The following is a 19,067-nucleotide window of genomic DNA, read 5'->3' as shown; positions in this document are numbered from 1 at the left end:
ACAATTTTGATCTCTAATCCCGGTTTTATCGAGGATTTAGAACCGATCTAAATGCTATTCCCAGTCCAGGGCACCCTTTTTAATGATGTAGATAAATCCTAATAGTAAGGTTCCTATAAAAATGAACATTTCAATCAATCCATTTACACCGAAATCTCTGAAATTAACGGCCCAGGGGTACATAAATATAACCTCCACATCAAATAGCACAAAAAGAATAGCTACTAAAAAATACTTAATTGAAAATGGCTGTCTGGCATTTCCAATAGATTCAATTCCTGACTCAAACGAAACCAATTTATCTTTAGTTTTGCGTTTTGGACCAATCATATGTGTTAAAAACATAGTAAATAACACAAATCCCAGAGCAACCAGGATTTGGAATATGATGGGCAAATAATTAACAGCGGTACTTTGCGCTTCCATAATAAAATATTGAACGGGGGCAAATATAAACAGAAAGAGCCGAAAATTTCGGCTCTTTCTGTTTGATTTTAAGGAATGACTTATTTTTTACTTCCGCCCATTTGTTTAAGGGCACTTGACGCATACGGATTGGATGGATCAAGTTGAGTTACTTTGTTAAAGTATTCTTTAGCCTTTGAAGGCTCAGTCCTGATATAATAAGCACCCAGATTGTTGTAAGCTTCTATCACCGTATTTTTAATACGAGATTCAGCAGTAGCATTAGGTTTTGCTAATATAATTTCAAGATATTTTTCATAATCAGGAACCATTAAACCTTTCATATTTTCCTGATCATCCACTAATTTTTTAACCCTTGCACGGTATAAATATGCATCCGGATTATTAGGAGCCACTTTAATAACATAGCTAAATGCAGAATCTGCTTTAGTTAATATACTTACATCAGGATTTTGCTTTGCATTCGCTTTACTTGCATAATCAAAATAGTGAGACATTCCTAAATAGAAATTATCGTAAGCCACCGTTTTTGAAGCAGGATTTTTAATAGCAATCTCAAATGTCTGAGCAGCTTCTCCATATTTCTTTCCGGTGAATAATGCTTTACCTATATCACTCATCACTTCCGCATTTGTAGAATCTATATCGATAGCTTTCTTCAGGTTATTGATTCCCTCTGTTTCTAATCCAGGAGTTTTCATTTGAGCACGGCCCAGGTATAAATAATCCAAAGCAATTAAACGACTTGTATCAGCTTTGCTGGTCCAGTCTTTCAATGCCTGGATACTAGCCGGATAATTTCCGTTTTCAAAAGCAGCGTATCCTAAATATCTTAAGATTCTTGGATTTGTTTTATCTAAAGAAGCCATTTCATTAGCCTCTTTTTCTAAAGCTTTGTATTCTTTAGCAAGAATTAAAAATGTAGCATGACGCTCACGAGACTCTAAAGATCTGTCTGTAAGATCCATATATTTCTCGTAAAATGTTAAGGCCTGCTTAATACGCTCATCATATTTAGATGACTCGGCATTACCCCAGTAGTAGTAAGTTTCTGCCAACTCGCGGTATGCAGGACCATAATTAGGGTCTAAAGCAATAACACTGTTAAATTCTGCAACAGATTCAGGATATGCTTTAGATAATTTATTTAACACTCCAAGTTCAATTTTAGCACGCAATAATTTCTTATCCATGTCAAAAGCTGTACGGTAGCTGCTAAACGCTTCGCTATTCTTTTGCTGAGCACGGTATGCATCACCAAGCGCTAAGAATATTTCTGCATCCTTTGCATTCATTGATTTTGCTTTCTCCAATGCCTCAACAGCAGCAGCACCATTTGGTTTTGGCGCAGCAGCGTAAGCCTTACCAATGTAAAGAAGAGTTTTATGATCCTTCTTTGGCGTTACAGAAAGAGCCTTATCAAAATGAGTTTTAGGATTAGGTATATTTAAAGCAAGATCGACTGCTCCAAGTCCTACATAATTTAAAGGAAATGTAGCATTGGCAGTAATTCCTTTATTATAAGTCATTTTTGCCGAATCAATATAATCAGTTTTTAAATAAACATTACCGAGATAAAAGAAATTTTCAGCATTTGTTGGCTGAGAATTAATTAACCCTTTTAATATAGTTTTACTTTTTTGGTATTGTTCTGCGTCAATTGCTTTTTTTGCATCAGCTAAACTTTGTGCAAAAACAGATGAACCTACCAAAACCAACCCTAAGGTTGTTTTTATTGCCATTTTAATCATTTTCATGGTCCAAGTTTAAATTGTTAATTATTCTGTCTGATTATCACTTCGCGTGATGGGATACTATCTGGCAGAAGTCCGGATTTTAGTACGATCCTCTGACCACGTTCTCCTGCAATAAAGGTTGCAAATCCTGTGCCTAAACCAGGCCTGCCTTCAGCATCTATGATATATAAGCTTCGGGTTAACGGATATAAACCCATTGCCAGATCATTCTGATTAGGTTTATAAAATTTATCCGAACCACTCTTGCCTTCAATATTCTTTACACCCAGTATCTTTAAATTATTCACTATTGGTTCCAGGTCTTTATCCGGCTGAACGATCCAGTTGATTCCAATAACACCTATTGCTCCTGGATTATCATTCACATATCTGATCACATCCGGATTTGACTTCAACGCATATACTCCGTCCTTGGGCAGATCTTTAATACCCGACAAATCTTTAAAATATCTTACCGTACTTGAATTAGGATTGTCAAAAACTAAACTTTTTATTCTTCCTTTCTTTCCCTGCATTAAAGTTATTATTTCTGATACAGTAATGGTGCTGTCAGGACTGGATTGGTGATTTACCAAGGCTATTCCATCTATTGCAAACCGATTAACGCGAATTTTAATGTTTTTATTTTCATAGAACTTAGATTCATCAGGTTTTAATTCTCTGGAGAGTATCGCAACCCTGATGCTGTCTTTGAAAAAGAGATTAAGCAATTCATTTTCGGCCTTATAAATAATATCAAGTTTGGTATTTGGATAAGCATTTTCAAACACATAAGCCTGATCCTCTACAATCGGTGAAAAGGACTCATCTACCAGTATTTTAGCAGTTCCGCTTGTATAAGTAGATTTTTCATTTGTTGAACTACCACAGGAAATACTTAATACAGATATCAAATACAATATAATTATTTGATTAAGTTTCATGACTGCTGTTTTAATAATCGAATAAACCTAAAGAATGAATATACTATTAAAAGTACACCAAAAGCTATCCTGTATCCAAGAGTTAAAGCAAGCGGAAAATCTTTCCAGAAAATTATAATCAAGCCCAGCACAAAATAAAGTGCAAACATGGCAAGGCCTAAAACAAACAGAAATCGCTTTGCGGGCGATTTCTGTACTTTATCATTCTTTAACATCTTACTGTCCTGCCAAATTTAGCGCAAAAGGTAAAGTATAAGCTACCCTAACCGGGCGTCCATTTTGAATACCTGGTTTCCATTTAGGCATGCTTTTCAGTAATCTGACAGCTTCTTCTCCAGTACCTAAACCCAGATCTCTAAGAACTTTAATATCGGTTAAGCTTCCGTCTCTTTCTACAACGAATTGCATAATAACCTTTCCCTGTACACCCTGTTCACGGGCCATAGCAGGATAACGATAATTTTTTCCAAGATAATCGTAGAATTTTTTGATACCACCAGGAAATTCTGGAGCAACCTCTACGCTTGTAAAGATTGTATTGACATCTTCAGTTACTTCTGCCTGCTTTGGAGCTTCGCCAACCGGCTCATCAATTTTAATTTCAGCATTCGGATCACCTTCAATTGTCTTCTGACCTGGATCAGCAACTTTTAATTCTTCTACTGTAGGTGGCTCTTCATCTCTAACTTCTTCAGCCGGAACAACTACCGGAGGAGGAAATTTCACCTGATCTACCTTTGGTTTCGGCGGTTCTGGCGGAGGTGGCGGAACTTCTTCCTTGTTAATAGGAGGAGGTGGAGCAAGAACAACTTCTGTAACCTTTACAGCTTCTTCTTCAGGTAAAATACCGGAGATATAACGAACTATAAGAGGAGTACTCACTGCTACAACAAAAAGAATAACACCAATAACTACTGCTTTATTGGTTGTCCGGGAATTTCCCTTCCTTAAGTCATACGCACCGTATGATTTGTTTCTTCCTGCAAAAACAACGTCCAGCCACTGAGGTTTAAATAAATCTATTTTGGACATTTTAATATTTTTTAAAGGGTTTATTATTGTAACTTATTATTATTTGTAGATACCGTCACGCGTAAGTAATTCTATTTCAGGATCTGAAATATCAACAATAGCGTAAGTCTGCACGTTTGAAATTTTCATTTCATCCAGGATATCTACCAAATTCCTGTAATTAGATTTATCGCTGGGCTTGATTAAAACAATCAATCCCTTTTTGGGATCTCCGGTAATACCAACAACCTCTTTTGACTTATCTAAAATGGCTTTACGGATTCCATTTTTACCATAACCTTCAACAGTAGGCGGAGTTAATTGCTTATCAACTAAACCCATATACCATTCTAATCTGTTTCCCGACCCTAACAAAATAGTCATCGTGCGATTATCAGCAATAGTAAGTTGCTGTTCATCTGTTTTTTCCTTATCCGGCATCGCCAGGTCCATTGCCTGGGGCTTTGATAAAGTGGTGGTAAGCATAAAAAAGGTAATAAGTAAAAAAGCCAAATCTACCATTGCAGTTAAATCTACACGGGTAGACATTTTTTTGGTTCTTACTTTACCGCCGCCTTTTTTACCCCCGCCGGAGGTATCTAATTCTGCCATTGTATAAATCTTTTAGTTTAAAAACTAGTTGTCTTCACCTCTTAACGAAGTGATCAAGCTGAATTTATTAATATTTTGATCCTGAAGAATTCCAATGATCTTTTTGATTTCCGGATATTCTTCTTTGGAATCCCCTTTGATACTGATACGCATATCTACATTATGCAATTCTTTGGTCGCATAACGAGCCTGGTAAATCCATTGGTGTAATTCTGAAGGCTGTACACCTACTGAATCTACAGGAATACCCGGTTGCAATCCTTCTTTATTACGTTCCTCGCCTTTCAATGCAATTATCTGCTTTAGATTACCTATTGGTACTCCAAAACTTTCCATAACAGAGAATCTTTTTATTTCTTCCGGTGTAAACTGAATACCGTACTGCTTGCTCATTTTTTCTAAAAGAAGTGTACGAACATCCTGACCAGGAATACCAAAAAACACTTTTCCCTGTCCTATTGTAAGAGTTGCAATATCCGAATCCGGTAATTTAATTTTCACCGTAGAGGCCGGGGTATCAACCGGTAATGGCTCAGGCTGACGTGCAGTTGCGGTCAGAATAAAGAACGTAAGCAACAGGAAAGCCACATCGCACATTGCCGTCATATCGATAGCTGTACTTTTTCTGGCAATTTTAATTCTAGGCATTGCTTATTTTTTAAAATTAATATCTGATTTATTTAGTGATGAAATTAATCCGGGTTTTCCATAACCCGGATTAATTTATTTTTCAAAACTATTATTTGTGTGTGCTGGCGTAAGTCTGCACGATAGAGAAACCTGCCTCATCAATTGAATAAGTTAATTTATCAATTTTAGAAGTAAACAAGTTGTACATGATGATAGCTAAAGCAGATGTAGCGATACCTGTTGCAGTATTAATTAGTGCTTCAGAAATACCATTTGCTAATGCTGCCTGATCCGGAGAACCTGCAGTTGCTAAACCTGCGAAGGCCTTGATCATACCAGTTACTGTTCCTAACAATCCCATTAAAGTACCAATAGATACTAAAGTAGCGATGATGGTTAAGTTTTGCTCTAACATTGGCATTTCCAAAGCAGTAGCTTCTTCGATATCCTTCTGAATAGCTAAACATTTTTGCTCAGTATCCATATTAGGTTCAACTTCCATTTCTTTATATTTCTTCAAGCCAGACTTGATTACGTTAGCAACAGAACCTTCTTGTTTATCGCATTCAGCCATAGCTGCATCGATATTTCCTCTTCCTAAGAATTCCTGAATTCTTTTTACAAAAGAATCGATATTTCCTTTACCTGTAGCTTTGCTGATCACGAAGAAACGCTCAAAAGAAAATACAATTACCATTAAAAATAAGCCCATCAAAACAGGTACAATGTATCCGCCTTTATAAACCATTCCAAAATAATTACCGGGTAGTGGGTGCCCTGTATTGTCTCCGCCCTCGAAATTTGAGGCATCTCCCATAACGAATTTCCATAACAGGATACCTACAAGAATACAGATGACAATCGATAAACTTGCAAAAAGGTTAGAACCAGAGCTCTCTTTCTTCGCCGATGTTGGTTTTGGTGCGTTTGCCATTTTTTTAAAATTTTAGTTTTTAGTTTTGATTAAATATATGAATTAATTGATTTGCTGGTGGATTTGTTATGAATTGTGAATGTTATAACAAAGTTTTGCTTATTAGTTTTTAAAATAATGCTTTTAAATTCTCATTAAAAAGGCATGCTAAATATAGAATTTATTTGTCATTTATTCCCAAATCAACAAATTTGGAAAATTTTTATAACGCTTATATTAAAAAAAGAATGTCTCCCTGTGAGACATTCTTTTACAATGAAAACTAAATTTTGTTGGAAATGCAAATTTGAGTGTAAATAATACAATTATACCTTTAACGCAATTTTTGGCGCTGCACTCATAATTTCTTCATTTGCGAATTCGGCAAACTGCTTAAAGTTATTTACAAAAGCCTGTGCTAAATCAGCTGATTTCTGATCATAAGCCTTATTATCTTTCCAGGTATTTCTAGGATTTAAAATTTCTGCCGGAACATTCGGACAGCTTAAAGGCATCATTAAACCAAACACAGGATGCTCTTCAAACTGAATATCAGAAAGCTCATTATTTAAAGCAGCAGTGATCATGGCTCTGGTAAATCCCAGCTTCATGCGTGAACCGATCCCATAAGGGCCTCCGGTCCATCCGGTATTGATAAGCCACACATTTACCTCCCCCTTTTTCATTTTATTCCCCAGCAATTCAGCATACTTTGTGGGATGCAATGGTAAAAATGCCTTCCCGAAACATGCAGAAAAAGTGGTTTGAGGTTCTGTAATACCGGCTTCAGTCCCGGCAACTTTTGCAGTATATCCTGAAATAAAATGATACATAGCCTGCCCTGAATTTAATTTTGAAATCGGAGGCAATACGCCAAATGCATCAGCTGTAAGAAAGAAAATGTTTCTCGGAACGGGAGCAATAGATGGCTCTATAGCATTATCAATATAATTAATAGGATATGCTACCCTGGTATTTTCGGTTTTTTGAATATTTGAAAAGTCAACCGATCTTGAGCCTTCAAAATAATGAATATTCTCCAGCAGGGCCCCGAATCTGATTGCCTTAAAAATTTGCGGTTCTGTATGAGCGGTCAGGTCAACGCATTTGGCATAACATCCTCCTTCAAAATTAAATACAGATTCATTTCCCCAGCCATGCTCATCATCGCCAATTAAACCTCTGTTCGGATCGGCAGATAAAGTAGTTTTTCCGGTACCGGATAAGCCAAAGAAAATAGCGGTGTCACCTTCTTTGCCCACATTAGCAGAGCAATGCATAGAAAGAACCTGCTTTTGATGCGGAAGGATAAAATTTAAAACAGAAAAAATCCCTTTCTTAATTTCACCTGTATAACCTGTACCGCCAATAAGAATTATTTTTCGGGTAAAGTTCAGTATAGCAAAGTTTGACTGCCGGGTTCCATCAGTTGCCGGATCTGCCAAAAACCCCGGAGCGGCAATAATACTCCATTCTGGTTCTGATTCACTAATACAATCAGGACGCAAAAATAAATTGTTGGCAAAAAGGTTTTGATAGGCAGTTTCTGTAACTACACGGATATTTAATTTGTGATCCTGATCTGCGCAGGCGTATGCATCTCTGATATATATTTCTTTGTCAGAAAGGTAATCTGTTACCTTATTCATTAAGGCATCAAATTTCTTAGAGCTGAATTTTATGTTAATGTCACCCCACCAAACCGAATTTTCTGTTATTTCATCGGCAACAATAAACCTGTCTTTGGGAGACCGGCCGGTAAATTTACCTGTATCAATTGCAAGTGCGCCACTATCAGCAAGAGTGCCTTCGCCATTACAAATAGCTTTTTCAATAAGTTCTGCAGGACTTAATTGCCAGTGAATTTTATTGGCATGACCTAAGTTTAAATAATTAAGATCCGGAAAATTTTTAGTTTGGTTGCTCATAAAGTTGAGTGCACGTTTTATTTTTTTTATAAAAGTAATAAGTAAAAAGAACCTTTTCGAAAATAAAACACACTATGAATCAACTAATTGTATAGATTACACTAAGTTATAAATCATTAAAATTCAATCATATAAGGTAATTTTAATGACAAATTTAACCGCCAATTTTTTTTACTTTAAATCCGTCGCCCACAAGCAAACTCATCGTCTTTTCACGAAAATCTCCCTGAATAAGAATTTCACCATCTTTAATAGATCCTCCAACTCCGCACTTTTGCTTTATTTTTTTTCCTAAAGCTTCAAGATCGCTTGTTGTCCCAATAAAACCTGTAATTAGAGTAACCGCTTTACCTCCGCGTTGCTTGCGGTCTAACTGCACTTTTAAATTTTGCTGCTGAGGTGGCAAAGTGTCAAATTCCTGCTCTTGTTCTTGATTATACTCAAAACCCGGATCAGTAGAATAAACCACTCCGGTAATTCCCTTATTTTTCTTTGACATGATTATTAAGTTAATATGGTTAATGACAGCGGTCTGATCTCAATTTCCAGATCTGCACCCATAAGCTGCGGCTCTCCATCCAGATGTACCGCTCCGGCATCATTACGAATAATTTTTATTTCCCTCCCCTGTATAATTTCAACAAACCTGGAGCGGTGTGCCGTTTTACTAAACATATGAAATCCCATTACCGGAAAATGATACATTGGAAATGGCTTTATAATACAAACATCCAGAAGCCCGTCAGAAACAGATGCGAACGGCGATATATGAGCGTTATTTCCGAATTGAGATGAGTTAGCGATACTAATCATAAAAGCATCACGCTCAAACAACTTACCATCTATAGAAATTTTATAATTCTGAGATCGATACTGATTAATTTCTGTAAAGGTAGTACGCACATAGCCTTTCAAACCCCGGGTTACATCATCCGCGAAGCGTTTGCTTATATGTGCGTCAAAACCTATCCCCGCCATGTTAAAGAAACATTTATTATTAAATAATCCCGAATCAATGCAGGTTGCATGTATTTTATTCAGCCTGCTAACAGCTTGCTTATGACCCAGTGGGATTTTCAAAGCTCTTGCCAATCCATTACCTGAACCACAAGGAATGATTCCCATGGTTTTATTAGTACCTACCAGCGCAGAAGCTATTTCATTAATAGTACCATCGCCTCCAACAGCAACTATAATGTCAGTATCATTTTTAACATTTTCTGCTGCCAGTATATGTGCATGCCCAATACGTTCACTAAATAAATAGCGGGCATTAAAATGATTTTTATCCAGATACCGGTCTGCTAATAGAGGAAAGTTTAATTTGCTGATCCCTCCTGAAATGGGATTGATTATAAAAAGAATATTCTTTTTCAATGAGTTTATACCTAAACGGGATGTAAAAATAGTTTTTATTTTTTCCGAATTTAAAAATTATCCTATTTTTGCGGTGCAAAAAAGTGGATCGATTTGCGTTGATTGCAACCACGTAAAAAAAAGTGCTAAAACATCTACTAATTTTTACTCATCCAATCACAGCTTCTTTTCGCTTGCATTTATTATTTAAAATCCAAGCATTATGCCATACTTATTTACTTCAGAGTCTGTTTCTGAAGGACATCCTGACAAGGTAGCCGATCAAATATCGGATGCATTAATTGATAATTTTTTAGCCTGGGATCCCGATTCAAAAGTAGCCTGCGAAACTTTGGTTACCACCGGGCTGGTTGTTTTGGCCGGAGAAGTTAAGTCTACCACTTACCTTGACGTTCAAAAAATTGCAAGGGAAGTTGTCCGAAAAATCGGCTATACCAAATCAGAATACATGTTCGAGGCCGATTCATGCGGTGTAATCTCTACCATCCATGAACAATCTGCCGATATTAACCAAGGTGTTGACCGTGTTGAAAAACAAGATCAGGGTGCCGGAGACCAGGGAATGATGTTTGGTTACGCAACCAGCGAAACGGAGAATTTCATGCCTTTAGCTTTAGATCTTGCCCACAAAATCCTGATCGAACTTGCAGATTTACGCCGCGATAATAAAGAAATAACCTATCTGCGCCCCGATGCAAAATCGCAGGTGACTATAGAATATGCAGATGATCACAAGCCGGTTCGCATTGATACAATAGTGGTTTCTACCCAGCATGATGATTTCGACGACGAAAAAGCCATGCAGGCCAAAATTGAGGAGGATATTAAATCCATTCTTATTCCACGCATAAAAGCACAGTTAAACCCGGATTTACAGTCATTATTTACCGATAATATTAAATATCATATTAATCCTACCGGGAAATTCGTAATCGGCGGACCGCACGGCGACAGCGGACTGACAGGCCGCAAAATCATTGTGGATACTTATGGTGGCAAAGGTGCGCATGGTGGTGGCGCATTCTCAGGAAAAGATCCTTCAAAAGTAGACCGCTCTGCAGCTTATGCAACCCGTCACATTGCTAAGAATATGGTCGCTGCCGGAATTTGCGATGAAGTACTGGTGCAGGTTTCTTATGCTATTGGCGTAAAAAATCCGATGGGAGTTTATGTAAATACATATGGGTCTTCTAAAATCAACCTTACAGATGGCGAGATTTCTGATAAAATATTGAGCATTTTCGATATGACTCCATTCGGTATCGAAACCCGCTTAAAATTGCGCAACCCTATATATTCAGAAACAGCCGCTTATGGTCACATGGGTCGCAAAAACGAAACAGTAACTAAAGAATTTACAGGCGCTACCGGTGAAAAGAAAAGTATCGAGGTAGAATTATTTACCTGGGAAAAACTGGATTACGTTTCAAAACTGAAGGAAGCTTTCGGTTTATAAAGAGGAAAATCATTAAAAGCCTTCTTCAAAATTTGAAGAAGGCTTTTTTGATTAATAATAGTGCTATTTGCTACTTCACAACTTACACTACGTTTCTTTTATGATAGAAAAGAAAAATCCATGGCAAATTCTGGCCAGTAATGATATATACTCCAATCCATGGATTAGTTTAACCGAGCATCAGGTAATTAATCCCGGTGGTGGAAAAGGAATTTACGGACAGGTTCATTTTAAAAACCTGGCCATTGGCATTATCGTTCTGGATGATGAAAATTATACCTGGCTTGTTGGCCAGCATCGTTTTCCTCTGGATCAATATAGCTGGGAAATTCCGGAAGGCGGAGGATTACATGGTACAGATCCTTTAGATTCTGCCAAAAGAGAACTTTTAGAAGAAACCGGAATGACGGCTTCCTCCTGGGTTGAAATTCAGAGAATGCATTTATCTAATTCAGTAAGTGATGAGCTGGCAATAATTTACCTGGCCAGAGATCTTAGCTTTGGCGTTTCCCAACCGGAAGAAACCGAACTTCTGGAAGTTAAAAAAATACATTTTGAAGAGGCGTATCAAATGGTCGTATCCGGAGAAATTACAGATTCGATGAGCGTTGCGGCAATTTTAAAACTTAAAATCTTACTGATGGAGGGAACCAAAATTTGAGATTTCTGCTGATTTTAGTTTCCATATTATTCTTCAATCCCGTTGGCCAGGAAAAAAAGTCTATATATAAATTAGTGTACCGTGATGATTTCAATACGTTTAACAAGGTTCATTGGAAGAAATTCAGCCATACCTTTGCAAACAACCTTGCCAATTTCAACTCCGGAAACAGCTATATTGAAAAAGGTAAACTGATTTTAAAAGTCGACAAAGACTCCCGGGCGGCAAAAGGAATAAGCGCCGCCGAAATCAGATCCCTGCAAAGTTTCAAATACGGAAAATTTACAGTTCGTATGAAAGCTTCGGCAACCCCCGGAATTGTTTCTGCATTCTTTTTATACTCTCCCGGAAAAGAACCAAATCCTGAAATTGACATTGAGTTCACAGGAAAAAATTCCGGCGTTGTTCATTTTAATCACTGGATAGATGAAGAAAGTCATCACAAGGAGATTGATTTAGGTTTTGATGCCTCAAAAGATTTTCATACCTATTCAATTATATGGCGTGCAAATCGAATTGATTGGGAAGTCGACGGAAAAATAATTTATTCAGTCAGGGAATTTATTCCCCGGCAGTCTTTAAAATTATTGCTCAATACATGGCCCTCCAAAAGTTCTGATTGGGCCGGAAGCCTTAATCTTACAGACCTGCCTGCCAGTTGTGAGATTGACTATGTACAGATAGAAAATTTTAGATAGTTTCTGAATGGTATTGGATAGATGAAATTGTAAGTTTGCCCTATCATGAATAAAATTCTCGGATATCTTTTTACACCTTTTCAATACCTCGCATTCGGCTTGCTTTTAGCGATATTTCATCCCATACAATGGCTGGCTCTAAAAATTGGAGGATATAAGGCACATAAAAAAACGGTTGATATCTTAAACCTTTTATTGACGGGCACTTTATTACTGATTGGCACCCGAATCGTTTTTAAGAATGAACAGAATTTACCTCTTAACAGACCGATTATTTTTATAGCCAATCATCAAAGCTTGTATGAGATACCTCCCCTGATCTGGTATCTGCGAAAATATCACGCCAAGTTTATTTCTAAAATTGAGTTAACCAAGGGCATTCCTAGTATTTCTTTTAACCTTAAATACGGCGGAGGTGCAAATATTGACCGCAAAGACAGCAAGCAGGCAGTGGGCGAAATTTTAAAACTGAGCCAGCGAATGGAAAAGAATAACTGGTCGGCCGTTATTTTTCCGGAAGGAACCCGTTCCCGGGATGGACGTTTAAAACCTTTTGCAGTTGGGGGAATTGCGACCCTGTTGAAAAAAGCCCCTCATGCTTTACTGGTTCCGATAGCTATTACAGGTTCCTGGAAAATTGTTCAGTTTGGTCAATTCCCATTAAGTTTTGGCGAAAAAATGACCATTACCGTTCTTGATCCGATAGAGCCTGAAAAAAGGCCGCTTGAAGATGTGGTATTAATAGCCGAAAATGCCGTCAGAAACTCTATCGCTACAAAATAACTTTTCAGGATGATGTTTTTTTAATCTTTTCGATAAGTAGACCGTAGAATCCTTTGATCATTTTGGTCTAGTAGTTTGAGAATAAGGGTGTGTTTGCCGGGAGCTAAATTTGTCTCACCTACAAAATCAATTGGCTGCTGGATAAATTCTTCCTTATTTATATATAATTTGATGTAACCATAACTATATGCCAATTTAAAAACCTTATAAGGAGAACTATCTCCTGCCTTAATGTTCCCGTAGGTATTGCTATTTTCAAAATTTTCCATAGCCACAAAAACTTCTTCAACCTCAAATCCCGTTTGATTTTCAATACTAATTAACACAGGATCTGAATTCTTACTTTTACTACAGGCAGTAAATAATTGACTAATAATTATGGTGGCTAATAGCAGCTTTTTCATAAGTAATTGTAATCTTGACCTATAATAAAGCTAATAAAAACTACACATTTTTATTCTCAATCAGTTTGAAAAAATATTCCCGGTAGGTATCTCCCACAGGAATAATTTTGTCCTTAATCTGGATTCGGCTGCGTTCTATACTGTCAATCTTATCTAATGCAATGATATAGGATTTATGCACCCGCACGAAACTTTTGGAAGGCAGGGTTTCTTCCATTTTTTTCATGTTCTGCAAAATAATGATCCGCTCTGATTTGGTAAAAATAGAAATGTAGTCTTTTAGTCCTTCGATATACAGAATATCATCCAGGTATATTTTTTGAATTTTATGCTCTGTTTTTACAAAAATAAAATTGTTGCTGTTGGTATGTAGCGGAGGCTCGGCAGCAGGAAGCGGAATGGCTGCATTATCCTGCTTTTTATTCAAAACTTTTTGAGCAGCCTTATAAAAACGATCAAAAGCAATAGGTTTTAAAAGATAGTCTGTCACATCCAATTCATACCCGTCTAATGCATACTGCGAATAAGCGGTAGTTAAAATAACATCGCACCTGCCATTGATGATTTTTAAAAACTGAATGCCGGTGAGTTCGGGCATCTGTACATCTAAAAATACAAGGTCCACCTCATCATTTTGTACCAGCGACAAGCCTTCAATGGCACTGATTGTTGTTTTAACCAGTTTTAAAAAAGGTATTTTGGAAATGTAATCAGCCAGTATATCCAGGGCAAGAGGCTCATCATCAACAACCAGACAACGTATCATAATATAAATTTAGATATTAAGGTTAATTCTCCTCATCAGAATTTAAAATAAATGCTATTCTCATAGAATTTAAATCCTGAACGAGCATCTATAATTCAAGGTTTAAAACACAGGAATAATAATCTGTGCTGTTATCAATTGTTAGTTTGTATTTGTCCTTGTAAATCAGGTCGAGTCTGCGGTGAACATTCAACAGACCTATTCCGCCGGTTTCATCCTTATTAAAATCACTTTTTCTGTTAATTACCCTGAAGAATAATTTCCCTGATTCTATCTTTATAGTAATCCGAATAGGACTTTTTTCATCGGTAGCTACTCCGTGTTTAAAGGCATTTTCTACAAATGAAATAAGCACAAGCGGCATAATTGTCTGATTCTCCGGATCACCGCTGATATCTAAATGAACAAATGACTCGTCCTTAAAACGAAGTTTCTGAAGTTCAATATAATTTTCGAGGTAGCGTATTTCTTTTGCCAGTGAAACCATATTATCATTACTCTCATACAACATATAGCGCATAATTTCCGACAGCTTTAATATTGCCTCAGGAGTTTTAGCAGATTTCTGATAGGCTAAAGAATAAATATTGTTGAGGGAATTGAACAGGAAATGCGGATTGATCTGTGACTTTAAAAACGCAAGTTCGGCTGTAAGCTTTTCGTTTTCAAGATTGGTTTTAACCTTTTCGTTTTCAAACCAATCCGCCATAAATTTTAAGGCAGTGCTTAGAAATATAAAAAACGAACTTACAAAAACGGCACTCAGGTAATAATCATAAAAAGAAATTAGCACCTTTTTTGGACCGCGAATTAATATAAAATCCTTAAAAATGCTTGCCAGCCCGTATTTAATCAGAGCAGCTGAAAACACAAGCAAAATCATGCTGACAGCGCACCACCAATATCTCTTTTTATTTAAGAATTTGGGCAGGATCAACAGGTAGTTGATGTAAAATATCAGAATGTTGATTAGTCCGAAATACACAATAACAACAAGGGTGTGATAAGTGTATTTCCCGTTGCTGCCGATGTAGATGAACAATAGCAGAATAGATATCCAAATTGCTGAATGTAGAAATATCTGCTTTGTTTTATTCATTATTAAAAATTATACTCTAAATCTATTTATTCAGCCATTTTCACAGCCGCTAATTCGACCAATCGGTAAAAATCATCTGCCAACTCCGCTCTAACTGGCCAAACCGTTGATCCGCTAAAATATACACTTCATCCGAGACTATCGCAGATTGGTCTAAAAGATTTCAGGGAGCAAAAAATTAGCTTTTACTTTAATTATCAAATTAAAACACAGCGATGAAATTTAATTGAAGTTTCATTTCTGCTAAACCTTATTGCAATGAAAAAGTTAACAAACTCCGTTTCTCCGTTTATCATGTTATTGGTTCCAATATTTTTAATGATAGGCGTTCTGGTACTCAATTTAGAAAAGGAAATTCCCGCAGAAAAGCATCAGGCCAGTATCAGTTTGCAGGTGCCATCCTTTAAGCTCCTGATCCGTAATATTTTTTAAGCAGTTATGGATCAGCCTTTAGAAATAGAGACCCGGCAGCTTTCATATTGGTTTGGAACACAAAAAGTGTTAGACAATGTATCGCTGCAAGTTCCAAAAGGCTGTATTTATGGTTTCCTGGGACCAAACGGCGCCGGTAAAACAACGGCAATAAAAATACTTTTAAATCTTTTATACTCTTCTTCTGAAAACGTTTTTGTTTTCGGAGAGGAACTTAATCATTCCCGGATCAGTATTTTATCCAGAATCGGATCACTGGTTGAGCAGCCTGCTATTTATCCGCATTTAAGCGGCAGGGAAAACCTGATAAACAGATGCATACTTTTACAAACAGATCGCAAGCGGGTAAATGAATTACTTCGACTGGTAGATCTGGATACTCAAGCAGATAAAAAAGCCGGCAACTACTCTCTCGGAATGAAGCAGCGTCTGGGCATTGCACTTGCCCTGCTTCCAGATCCGCAGCTACTGATACTGGATGAACCGACCAACGGCCTGGATCCTAACGGGATTATGGAAATCAGACAATTATTACAGAAACTATCCCGTGAAGAAGGGAAAACTGTTTTTGTTTCCAGTCACCTTTTAGCCGAAGTAGAAAAAATGGCTACACATGTCGGTATCATTAACCACGGCAAACTTCTATTTCAGGGAAGCATTGCAGAACTTCAGCGGGCTAATAACAGCTTAATTTCTCTTCAAGTTAACGATACGGTTTCTGCAGCTAACCTTTTACTCAGAAACGGCTATCAGGTAGATGTCGAGGTCGACTCAATTTGTCTTCCATATTCATCACACGAGGAAATGGGAAGCATCAATAGTCTGCTCATCAGCAAAGGTTACACCGTTTACAGCCTCAGTCAGACAAGGAAAAATTTAGAGCAGTTGTTCATGAACATCACCCAAAACTAATTGTATGCACGCTTTCGTTCTTTCTTTCCGCTCAGAATTTTACAAAACCCGCAAAACCCTCACTTTCCTGTCAGCCATATTATTGCCTCTAATACTTTGCGGTTTTCTGTTTACAGGATTTTATCTTTATTCTGATAAGCTGACTCCCTATTCTCCATTAGAGCAGTGGGCAAGATACATGGGCGCTATTCTGGGAGTTATGGGTGCTTTAATTTTACCCATGCTCGTAATTTTTCAAACTTACTCTATCAACAGCATCGAGCACCGCTCGGATATGTGGAAAAGTGTATTCAGTCTTCCTATTCCAAAATGGAGCATTTATAGCAGCAAATTTGTCTACGCTGTTTTTCTGGATGCGCTGTGTCTATCCCTGTTTGCTACCTGTATATTATTATCGGCATGGCTCATGAATTTGCTGCTGCCCGAATTAAAGTTCAACCAGTTCGACATCGTTGGTTTGTTATTTAAAATCCATCTCAAATTATTCCTGGCGTCTTTAGGCATTGTTTCCATTCAGTTTATACTGAGCCTGCTGTGGGCCGATTTTTTGAAACCTATGGGAATTGGATTTGTACTAACCGTAGCCGGAGTAATATGCAGTAATATGGGCTGGAAATATGCTTACACCATCCCTTATTCACATCCAAGCCTGGCCATGATCAGTATTTTCTCTGCCAAGAAATCCAGCGACATGCAGTCACTTTATTTTGAGCTTATGACCCGCGAAATTTATGTTAGCCTGGGCGTAGCGGTGGTGGCTTTTATTGCCGGTTATTTTATCATCAGCAAGAGAAGCGTTAAATAATTTAAAATAAATTGCCGGCAGCTTAATGCAACCGGTAATTTTTATCTCACCGCTTTCGGGATTACTACCATGCTTTCATGACCATCGGCATCAACCGACTGCACGCCGAAAATAAAGTTATCCTTTGAATAAGAAAGCTCTGCTTTTGTATCCGTAAAGAAAAACTTACGCTCCCATACCGGGCTGCTGGTTTCACGCATCACTACATAATATCCTTGCGGTTTTTCACCTTTCGGCGCTTCCCATTTCAGACTGGTTTTGTTGGTGAGGCCCGACGTGATTACACCCACATTTTCGGGTTGCCGCGGTGCCAAAGCAAGGTTGGCCAGAGTTGCTAAATTTAATCTGGCCACTTTTTGTGTATAGGCATAATCTACAAAATCGGGCGTATCACCATAATCAACTCCATTTTCTGTTCGCAGATCCTGATGCTGGCGCTCAAAGTTTTCATTCATTTCGGTAACCCGGATGGCGCTAAAACCTTCTCTGGAGAAAGCGGTATGATCGCCTCCACGCAGATAGCGGTCGCGGCGATAAATCAATTTCACATCCGCCTGCTCTACGTACCTTTCTCCAACTTCTTTAAAATAGCGGGCAAACTGGCGGGCATCATAATCATTTTCAGAACCTGTGTTAGCACGTGAGGAAGACTGCTGCGGTGTTTCTCCTCCCGGAACTCCTTCGCTAAAAACCCGTACACTTCTGTTGTCTTTCAGCCCCGTTTCCATGCCATAGGTATTGCCAACTATATCATTAGTGATCATACCGGCTACGTTCCATTTCAGTTCTTTCGCTTTTTTAGCCAGGTTAGAGGCTCCGTAAAGTCCCTGTTCCTCGCCAACCATAGCCACAAAGATGAGCGTGCAGTTAAATTTTTGTTTGCTCATTACTCGGGCAATTTCCATGGTTGCAGCCGTACCCGATGCATCATCATTGGCACCCGGAGCTGCAATTTTTGCATCCATTACATCTGATGCACGTGAATCATAATGGCCGGAAACTATATATATGCGGTCATCTGCGGGATCTGTTCCGGGCAAAATGGCCAGTACATTTTTCATGCTGGTTGGTACCAGTACCCTGCGGCCATCAGCAGGAAGTGTAAATGTGTCAAATTCCACATTCAAACGCCCTCCCGATTCTTTAGCATACTTTTCCATTTCCAGTTTAATCCAGTTTCTGGCGGCGCCGATACCTGTTTTTTTACTGGTCGTATCACTTAAGGTATGGCGGGTTCCAAAACTCACCAGCTTTCGCACAATGCTTTCTATATTTTGAGCCGAAACCTCGGTTATCATCTGATTAATTACCGGATCCTGCTTTATAATTGCAGTCTGACTAAATCCGTTTAAAAACAAGGAAAGTAAAAAGGACACTAAAAAAAATCGCTTCATAATTCTGAACTAAGTTTCTAATGTAACAATTTGCAAAATATTAGCTCTCTAAGTTGTAACAAATTTGTTAGCGTTTGTCA

The 19,067-nt window shown here is 37.8% G+C and carries 21 protein-coding genes; 7 read left to right on the top strand and 14 right to left on the bottom strand.

All coding sequences use genetic code 11. The annotated features are described in order from the left end of the window. Positions 1-54 precede the first annotated feature (54 nt). The 10 genes from G521_RS0105660 to G521_RS0105610 all read right to left on the bottom strand — a co-directional run bounded on the left by G521_RS0105660 (position 55) and on the right by G521_RS0105610 (position 9,577). Positions 55-426 carry an NADH-quinone oxidoreductase subunit A gene (locus tag G521_RS0105660; RefSeq protein WP_026897673.1) on the bottom strand — a complete coding sequence of 124 codons (372 nt, stop codon included), beginning with the start codon at positions 424-426 and terminating at the stop codon, positions 55-57. Between the two features lie 80 nt (positions 427-506). Then, on the bottom strand, positions 507-2,183 hold the full coding sequence (locus tag G521_RS0105655) for a tetratricopeptide repeat protein (RefSeq protein ID WP_026897672.1): 1,677 nt from the start codon (positions 2,181-2,183) through the stop codon (positions 507-509). A 17-nt stretch (positions 2,184-2,200) separates the two neighbouring features. Further along, complete coding sequence (locus G521_RS0105650; RefSeq protein ID WP_036678211.1) at positions 2,201-3,106, bottom strand: PstS family phosphate ABC transporter substrate-binding protein; 906 nt, start codon at positions 3,104-3,106, stop codon at positions 2,201-2,203. A 216-nt stretch (positions 3,107-3,322) separates the two neighbouring features. Further along, positions 3,323-4,138, bottom strand: a complete 816-nt coding sequence (locus G521_RS0105640) for an energy transducer TonB (protein ID WP_026897669.1) — start codon at positions 4,136-4,138, stop codon at positions 3,323-3,325. A gap of 39 nt (positions 4,139-4,177) precedes the next feature. After that, positions 4,178-4,729, bottom strand: a complete 552-nt coding sequence (locus tag G521_RS0105635; protein ID WP_026897668.1) for an ExbD/TolR family protein — start codon at positions 4,727-4,729, stop codon at positions 4,178-4,180. 24 nt (positions 4,730-4,753) lie between these two features. Next, positions 4,754-5,377 carry an ExbD/TolR family protein gene (locus G521_RS0105630; protein WP_026897667.1) on the bottom strand — a complete coding sequence of 208 codons (624 nt, stop codon included), beginning with the start codon at positions 5,375-5,377 and terminating at the stop codon, positions 4,754-4,756. Positions 5,378-5,468: 91 nt separating this feature from the next. Further along, a complete protein-coding gene (locus G521_RS0105625) occupies positions 5,469-6,293 on the bottom strand; it encodes a MotA/TolQ/ExbB proton channel family protein (RefSeq protein ID WP_026897666.1) in 825 nt (274 codons plus the stop codon). Positions 6,294-6,598: 305 nt separating this feature from the next. Then, entirely contained in the window at positions 6,599-8,200 is a 1,602-nt protein-coding gene (gene pckA, locus G521_RS0105620) for a phosphoenolpyruvate carboxykinase (ATP) (RefSeq protein WP_026897665.1), read from the bottom strand. Between the two features lie 154 nt (positions 8,201-8,354). Next, complete coding sequence (locus G521_RS0105615) at positions 8,355-8,699, bottom strand: translation initiation factor (protein WP_026897664.1); 345 nt, start codon at positions 8,697-8,699, stop codon at positions 8,355-8,357. Between the two features lie 5 nt (positions 8,700-8,704). Continuing rightward, positions 8,705-9,577 carry a diacylglycerol/lipid kinase family protein gene (locus G521_RS0105610; RefSeq protein WP_026897663.1) on the bottom strand — a complete coding sequence of 291 codons (873 nt, stop codon included), beginning with the start codon at positions 9,575-9,577 and terminating at the stop codon, positions 8,705-8,707. A gap of 202 nt (positions 9,578-9,779) precedes the next feature. Here G521_RS0105610 and metK point away from each other — a divergent pair, with 202 nt between their 5' ends. The 4 genes from metK (at position 9,780) to G521_RS0105590 (ending at position 13,175) form a co-directional block, all read left to right on the top strand. Beyond that, positions 9,780-11,033, top strand: coding sequence for a methionine adenosyltransferase (metK, locus tag G521_RS0105605; RefSeq protein ID WP_026897662.1), 1,254 nt, complete (start codon positions 9,780-9,782; stop codon positions 11,031-11,033). Between the two features lie 100 nt (positions 11,034-11,133). Next, a complete protein-coding gene (locus G521_RS0105600) occupies positions 11,134-11,694 on the top strand; it encodes an NUDIX domain-containing protein (protein WP_026897661.1) in 561 nt (186 codons plus the stop codon). Continuing rightward, on the top strand, positions 11,691-12,392 hold the full coding sequence (locus tag G521_RS17700; protein WP_051189502.1) for a glycoside hydrolase family 16 protein: 702 nt from the start codon (positions 11,691-11,693) through the stop codon (positions 12,390-12,392). Before G521_RS0105600 ends, G521_RS17700 begins: the two co-directional genes overlap by 4 nt. A gap of 45 nt (positions 12,393-12,437) precedes the next feature. Then, positions 12,438-13,175, top strand: a complete 738-nt coding sequence (locus G521_RS0105590; RefSeq protein ID WP_026897660.1) for a lysophospholipid acyltransferase family protein — start codon at positions 12,438-12,440, stop codon at positions 13,173-13,175. A 20-nt stretch (positions 13,176-13,195) separates the two neighbouring features. Here G521_RS0105590 and G521_RS0105585 read toward each other — a convergent pair whose 3' ends face one another. The 3 genes from G521_RS0105585 to G521_RS0105575 form a co-directional block, all read right to left on the bottom strand. Then, positions 13,196-13,579: a hypothetical protein gene (locus G521_RS0105585; RefSeq protein WP_026897659.1), complete on the bottom strand. Its 384-nt coding sequence runs from the start codon at positions 13,577-13,579 to the stop codon at positions 13,196-13,198. 40 nt (positions 13,580-13,619) lie between these two features. Continuing rightward, positions 13,620-14,345, bottom strand: a complete 726-nt coding sequence (locus tag G521_RS0105580) for a LytR/AlgR family response regulator transcription factor (protein ID WP_026897658.1) — start codon at positions 14,343-14,345, stop codon at positions 13,620-13,622. Between the two features lie 88 nt (positions 14,346-14,433). Next, a complete protein-coding gene (locus G521_RS0105575) occupies positions 14,434-15,444 on the bottom strand; it encodes a sensor histidine kinase (protein WP_026897657.1) in 1,011 nt (336 codons plus the stop codon). Between the two features lie 258 nt (positions 15,445-15,702). Here G521_RS0105575 and G521_RS18090 point away from each other — a divergent pair, with 258 nt between their 5' ends. Genes G521_RS18090 through G521_RS0105560 form a run of 3 tightly spaced genes read left to right on the top strand, consistent with a single transcriptional unit; the run spans position 15,703 to position 17,593 of the window. Beyond that, the gene (locus G521_RS18090; protein ID WP_155975673.1) at positions 15,703-15,876 is read left to right on the top strand and encodes a hypothetical protein; all 174 of its coding nucleotides are present in this window, start codon (positions 15,703-15,705) and stop codon (positions 15,874-15,876) included. Positions 15,877-15,882: 6 nt separating this feature from the next. After that, entirely contained in the window at positions 15,883-16,788 is a 906-nt protein-coding gene (locus tag G521_RS0105565) for an ABC transporter ATP-binding protein (RefSeq protein WP_026897656.1), read from the top strand. Positions 16,789-16,792: 4 nt separating this feature from the next. Beyond that, the gene (locus G521_RS0105560) at positions 16,793-17,593 is read left to right on the top strand and encodes an ABC transporter permease (RefSeq protein ID WP_026897655.1); all 801 of its coding nucleotides are present in this window, start codon (positions 16,793-16,795) and stop codon (positions 17,591-17,593) included. Positions 17,594-17,634: 41 nt separating this feature from the next. Here G521_RS0105560 and G521_RS0105555 read toward each other — a convergent pair whose 3' ends face one another. Then, positions 17,635-18,987 (bottom strand): M28 family peptidase, encoded by a 1,353-nt coding sequence (locus G521_RS0105555; RefSeq protein ID WP_026897654.1) that lies wholly within the window; start codon positions 18,985-18,987, stop codon positions 17,635-17,637. Between the last annotated feature and the right edge of the window lie 80 nt (positions 18,988-19,067).

It is taken from the genome of Daejeonella oryzae DSM 19973 (assembly GCF_000422945.1).
Lineage (GTDB): Bacteria > Bacteroidota > Bacteroidia > Sphingobacteriales > Sphingobacteriaceae > Daejeonella > Daejeonella oryzae.
This window is presented reverse-complemented; position numbering and strand designations above follow the sequence as displayed.

What these genes read in the sequence shown, in the direction of transcription:
- G521_RS0105625 (WP_026897666.1), bottom strand. Translation starts at nt 6,293, where the DNA reads ATGGCAAACGCACCAAAACCAACATCGGCGAAGAAAGAGAGCTCTGGT.
- G521_RS0105555 (WP_026897654.1), bottom strand. Translation starts at nt 18,987, where the DNA reads ATGAAGCGATTTTTTTTAGTGTCCTTTTTACTTTCCTTGTTTTTAAAC.
- pckA (WP_026897665.1), bottom strand. Translation starts at nt 8,200, where the DNA reads ATGAGCAACCAAACTAAAAATTTTCCGGATCTTAATTATTTAAACTTA.
- G521_RS0105650 (WP_036678211.1), bottom strand. Translation starts at nt 3,106, where the DNA reads ATGAAACTTAATCAAATAATTATATTGTATTTGATATCTGTATTAAGT.
- G521_RS0105565 (WP_026897656.1), top strand. Translation starts at nt 15,883, where the DNA reads ATGGATCAGCCTTTAGAAATAGAGACCCGGCAGCTTTCATATTGGTTT.
- G521_RS0105560 (WP_026897655.1), top strand. Translation starts at nt 16,793, where the DNA reads ATGCACGCTTTCGTTCTTTCTTTCCGCTCAGAATTTTACAAAACCCGC.
- metK (WP_026897662.1), top strand. Translation starts at nt 9,780, where the DNA reads ATGCCATACTTATTTACTTCAGAGTCTGTTTCTGAAGGACATCCTGAC.
- G521_RS0105660 (WP_026897673.1), bottom strand. Translation starts at nt 426, where the DNA reads ATGGAAGCGCAAAGTACCGCTGTTAATTATTTGCCCATCATATTCCAA.
- G521_RS0105580 (WP_026897658.1), bottom strand. Translation starts at nt 14,345, where the DNA reads ATGATACGTTGTCTGGTTGTTGATGATGAGCCTCTTGCCCTGGATATA.
- G521_RS0105640 (WP_026897669.1), bottom strand. Translation starts at nt 4,138, where the DNA reads ATGTCCAAAATAGATTTATTTAAACCTCAGTGGCTGGACGTTGTTTTT.
- G521_RS0105630 (WP_026897667.1), bottom strand. Translation starts at nt 5,377, where the DNA reads ATGCCTAGAATTAAAATTGCCAGAAAAAGTACAGCTATCGATATGACG.
- G521_RS0105575 (WP_026897657.1), bottom strand. Translation starts at nt 15,444, where the DNA reads ATGAATAAAACAAAGCAGATATTTCTACATTCAGCAATTTGGATATCT.
- G521_RS0105585 (WP_026897659.1), bottom strand. Translation starts at nt 13,579, where the DNA reads ATGAAAAAGCTGCTATTAGCCACCATAATTATTAGTCAATTATTTACT.
- G521_RS0105615 (WP_026897664.1), bottom strand. Translation starts at nt 8,699, where the DNA reads ATGTCAAAGAAAAATAAGGGAATTACCGGAGTGGTTTATTCTACTGAT.
- G521_RS0105655 (WP_026897672.1), bottom strand. Translation starts at nt 2,183, where the DNA reads ATGAAAATGATTAAAATGGCAATAAAAACAACCTTAGGGTTGGTTTTG.
- G521_RS18090 (WP_155975673.1), top strand. Translation starts at nt 15,703, where the DNA reads ATGAAAAAGTTAACAAACTCCGTTTCTCCGTTTATCATGTTATTGGTT.
- G521_RS0105600 (WP_026897661.1), top strand. Translation starts at nt 11,134, where the DNA reads ATGATAGAAAAGAAAAATCCATGGCAAATTCTGGCCAGTAATGATATA.
- G521_RS0105635 (WP_026897668.1), bottom strand. Translation starts at nt 4,729, where the DNA reads ATGGCAGAATTAGATACCTCCGGCGGGGGTAAAAAAGGCGGCGGTAAA.
- G521_RS0105590 (WP_026897660.1), top strand. Translation starts at nt 12,438, where the DNA reads ATGAATAAAATTCTCGGATATCTTTTTACACCTTTTCAATACCTCGCA.